Consider the following 3,221-nt stretch of genomic DNA (forward strand, 5'->3'; position numbering starts at 1 on the left):
AAATGAAAAAGTGTCAGTCCAGATCATTTTATAATCAGTCTAATGTGATTTTTGAAATACGCCTGATAAAACAGGCCCAATCCCCAGACTCACAAATAACAGGCTGAGTTTCATACGTAATCAGATAGTTTTTTGTGGCTGAGCCATTAAGTCCGGCCATGCCGGTTTATCTGTAAATCTCCGGCTGAGGGCAGTACCGCCGCAGCCGGAATTTCATCGTTTTTTTAAGTCTGACCACAGAGTCCAGCCATGCGGCTAATAGGCCTTTTCATCATTGATATCACTCATGCCGATTTTCTTCGAATCCATCTGACTCCAGACATAGGTGACATAGGCCAGAACACCTGGAATCATAAAGGCGACATAAGTCATCGCCGTCAGAGTGAAATGGCTTGAAGAAGCATTGTAAATAGTGAGACTGGACTGCAGATCCACCTTTGACGGATAAAAGGCCGTATTATTGAACCCCGCCGTGAAAAAGATCGCAAGCCCCACAAATACCGTGCCGAGACCGCCAAACCAGATACCTTTTGTGCTTGTGGCAAGACCGGTTCGCAGAACCCCCATAATAACCAGAATAATACCGACAAGCAGCATGCCCAGTACTACCGGCATGGCCAGCAGATTTCCCAGGTATTTATAGGATACCATACTGACAACCCCGTTCTCGTCAAAACCGTAACCGTCAATGATGAGAAGAGCCACCAGCACATAGAGGAGAAACGGCAGGGAGTAAAGAAAATTCTGCAGACAGGCTTTACGCAGACGTGTTTCAAGGTTCGGGGCTTCGGAAAAATCTATATTATTGACCAGGTACATGGCACCGAGGGTCCGGGCATTCAGCACAAGAAACAACCCCAGGGCCAGGTTAAAAAAGGAAAAGGCGGCTTCCACACCTCGAAGAGCATTTGTCCACACTACCTGATTCAGGCTGTTCAAAGTAAAATTTGAGCCTGTAAAAAAGGTACCGACAGCCGCACCGATCAGGAGAATGCCCACTGAACCATTAATAAAAAGAAAAAGTTCATACACCTTTTCCCCCAGGAAGTTACTCGGCTTTGTACGATATTCATAACTCACGGCCTGAACGATAAAGGTAAAAAGAATCAGCATCCATACCCAGTATGCCCCGCCGAAACTGGTGGCATAGAATTTCGGGAAAGCCGCAAAAAGTGCCCCGCCGAAAAGAACCAGGGTGGTGAAGGTCAGCTCCCATTTCCTGCCCAGTGAGTTTATTACCAGGGATCGCTCCACCTCATCTCCCGCAACCTGCCAGAGCAGGGTCTGTCCTCCCTGCACAAAGGTCAGAAAGAGAAAGAGGGCTCCCACAACCGAGCAGATAATCCACCAGATCTGCTGTAGTGTCATTAAATCCAGATTCCCAATCATTTTATACACCCTCCGGTCCTGTTTTTATCTGCTTGAGCATTATTTTAACTTCTGCTATCAGCAGTACGGCAAACAACAAAAAGAAAATCGAAAAAGTCGCGATGACATTACCCTTGGCAATATTGGTAGTCGCCACCTTTACGGGCATCAGGTCCTGAATGGCCCACGGTTGACGCCCCACCTCGGCTACAACCCAGCCCAGTTCCGAGGCAATCAGTGCCAGAAAGAATGAAAAGAAACCGAGAACCAGCAGCCAGGTCTTGTCTTCAAGATTTTCCTTGTAGGAAAAATAAAGATAAAGCATCAACAGAAGGATGAAAAAGGAACCCAGATACACCATGCCATGGAAAGAATAATAGGAGGAGGCTACCGGAGGTACAAGTTCTTCCGGGGAATCCAGGTAACCGAAACCAAGGTAGTCCTGATTCACCTTGAACCGCTCCAGGGCAGCAGCTTTTGCTTCCATGTCTCCTGCCTTGTCGGCCGCCTTGATTGCTGCAAGATCAGCAATGGCAGCCTTGCCCTTTTCGATCTTGACCGAGGCCGGTACAATACCTTCCGCCTCATTGCCATAAACGAGGTCCTTGATTCCGGGCACAAACCCGTTTAACTCCCGCTTGGCAAGAATTGAAAGCCCTTTTGGCAGTGATATTTCAAAAGCAAACGGCTTCTGACCGTCACCCAGCCGCTTGCCACTGGTCAAAACCCCGAACGCCACGATATCAGCACCCCTGGCACCCTCATACAGGCCCTCATAGGCAGCGAGCTTCATGGGCTGGTACGTCCCGTTCGCGAATGCAGATTCATCCCCGGTGAAGGCCGTGAAGAGTGACGAGAGCAGGCCAAAGACCGAGGCAACAATAATGGATTTCTTGGCCATGCCTACATGACGTCCCTTGAGGAGATAATATGAGGAAACTGTAATGACGAAAAGAGACCCCACAACAAAACTGGAACTGGTTGTATGGGTGAATTTGGCAATAGCCACCGGAGAAAAGAGAATCTCCCAGAAATTCTGCATCTCAAACCGGGCACTCTCAGGATTGAAAGCCATACCCACTGGCCTCTGCATCCAGGCATTGGCAACCAGAATCCACAAAGCTGAAAGGTTGGAACCGATGGCAACCATCCAGGTGGAAAAAAGGTGAAACCCCTTTGAAGTTCTGTTCCAGCCGAAAAACATGACGGCGAAAAAAGTCGCTTCCAGGAAAAAGGCCAGAATACCTTCAATTGCCAGAGGGGCACCAAAAATATCCCCGACCATCCATGAATAATTGGACCAGTTGGTACCGAACTGGAATTCCAGGATTATTCCTGTAGCAACACCAATCGCGAAATTTATTCCGAACAGCGTCATCCAGAATTTTGTCAGAATCTTCCATTCTTCCTTGCCACTCTTCACGTACATGGTTTCAAAAAAGGCGCAAAGAAATGACAGTCCCAGCGTCAAGGGGACAAAAATCCAGTGATACATTGCTGTCAGGATGAACTGTGCCCTTGCCCAGTTCACCATGCCCAGATCAATTTCACTCATTACAGCATCCTCCGTTTTTAATTTTTGGCTACCGGCCTTGTCAGCTGGTCGATGACATGGTCGGCCCTTTGTTGATCTGTCGAAAAAGCAGTATTGAGATAATTGGGAAAGAAAAACAGTTTTAAAACAGCAAACATAATTATCAGTTTGATGATTATGATTTTCCACAGGGTTTTACCAACAGTCATCCTGCGAAACCCATCTCGATAAAACCTGAACAGTTTTACGGGATACTCCTTTACCATGACAGAACCTCAAACTCCATATCCCGACAGGGGACATATTTTCTAAATTCCAC

The 3,221-nt window shown here is 47.4% G+C and carries 3 protein-coding genes; all 3 read right to left on the reverse strand.

Features of this window, described 5'->3' with window-relative positions:
- Nucleotides 1–255: 255 nt before the first annotated feature.
- The 3 genes from cydB to ACXLDX_RS13995 are packed head-to-tail and all read right to left on the reverse strand — an operon-like array spanning nucleotide 256 to nucleotide 3,168.
- The gene (cydB, locus tag ACXLDX_RS13985; RefSeq protein ID WP_457577805.1) at nucleotides 256–1,389 is read right to left on the reverse strand and encodes a cytochrome d ubiquinol oxidase subunit II; all 1,134 of its coding nucleotides are present in this window, start codon (nucleotides 1,387–1,389) and stop codon (nucleotides 256–258) included.
- A gap of 1 nt (nucleotide 1,390) precedes the next feature.
- The gene (locus ACXLDX_RS13990; protein ID WP_457577806.1) at nucleotides 1,391–2,923 is read right to left on the reverse strand and encodes a cytochrome ubiquinol oxidase subunit I; all 1,533 of its coding nucleotides are present in this window, start codon (nucleotides 2,921–2,923) and stop codon (nucleotides 1,391–1,393) included.
- 17 nt (nucleotides 2,924–2,940) lie between these two features.
- Nucleotides 2,941–3,168: a DUF4492 domain-containing protein gene (locus ACXLDX_RS13995; protein WP_457577807.1), complete on the reverse strand. Its 228-nt coding sequence runs from the start codon at nucleotides 3,166–3,168 to the stop codon at nucleotides 2,941–2,943.
- Between the last annotated feature and the right edge of the window lie 53 nt (nucleotides 3,169–3,221).

It is taken from the genome of Desulfomarina sp. (assembly GCF_054039375.1).

Bases quoted from the DNA above. Each gene is read 5' to 3' on its own strand.
- cydB (WP_457577805.1), bottom strand. From the start codon at position 1,389: ATGATTGGGAATCTGGATTTAATGACACTACAGCAGATCTGGTGGATT.
- ACXLDX_RS13990 (WP_457577806.1), bottom strand. From the start codon at position 2,923: ATGAGTGAAATTGATCTGGGCATGGTGAACTGGGCAAGGGCACAGTTC.
- ACXLDX_RS13995 (WP_457577807.1), bottom strand. From the start codon at position 3,168: ATGGTAAAGGAGTATCCCGTAAAACTGTTCAGGTTTTATCGAGATGGG.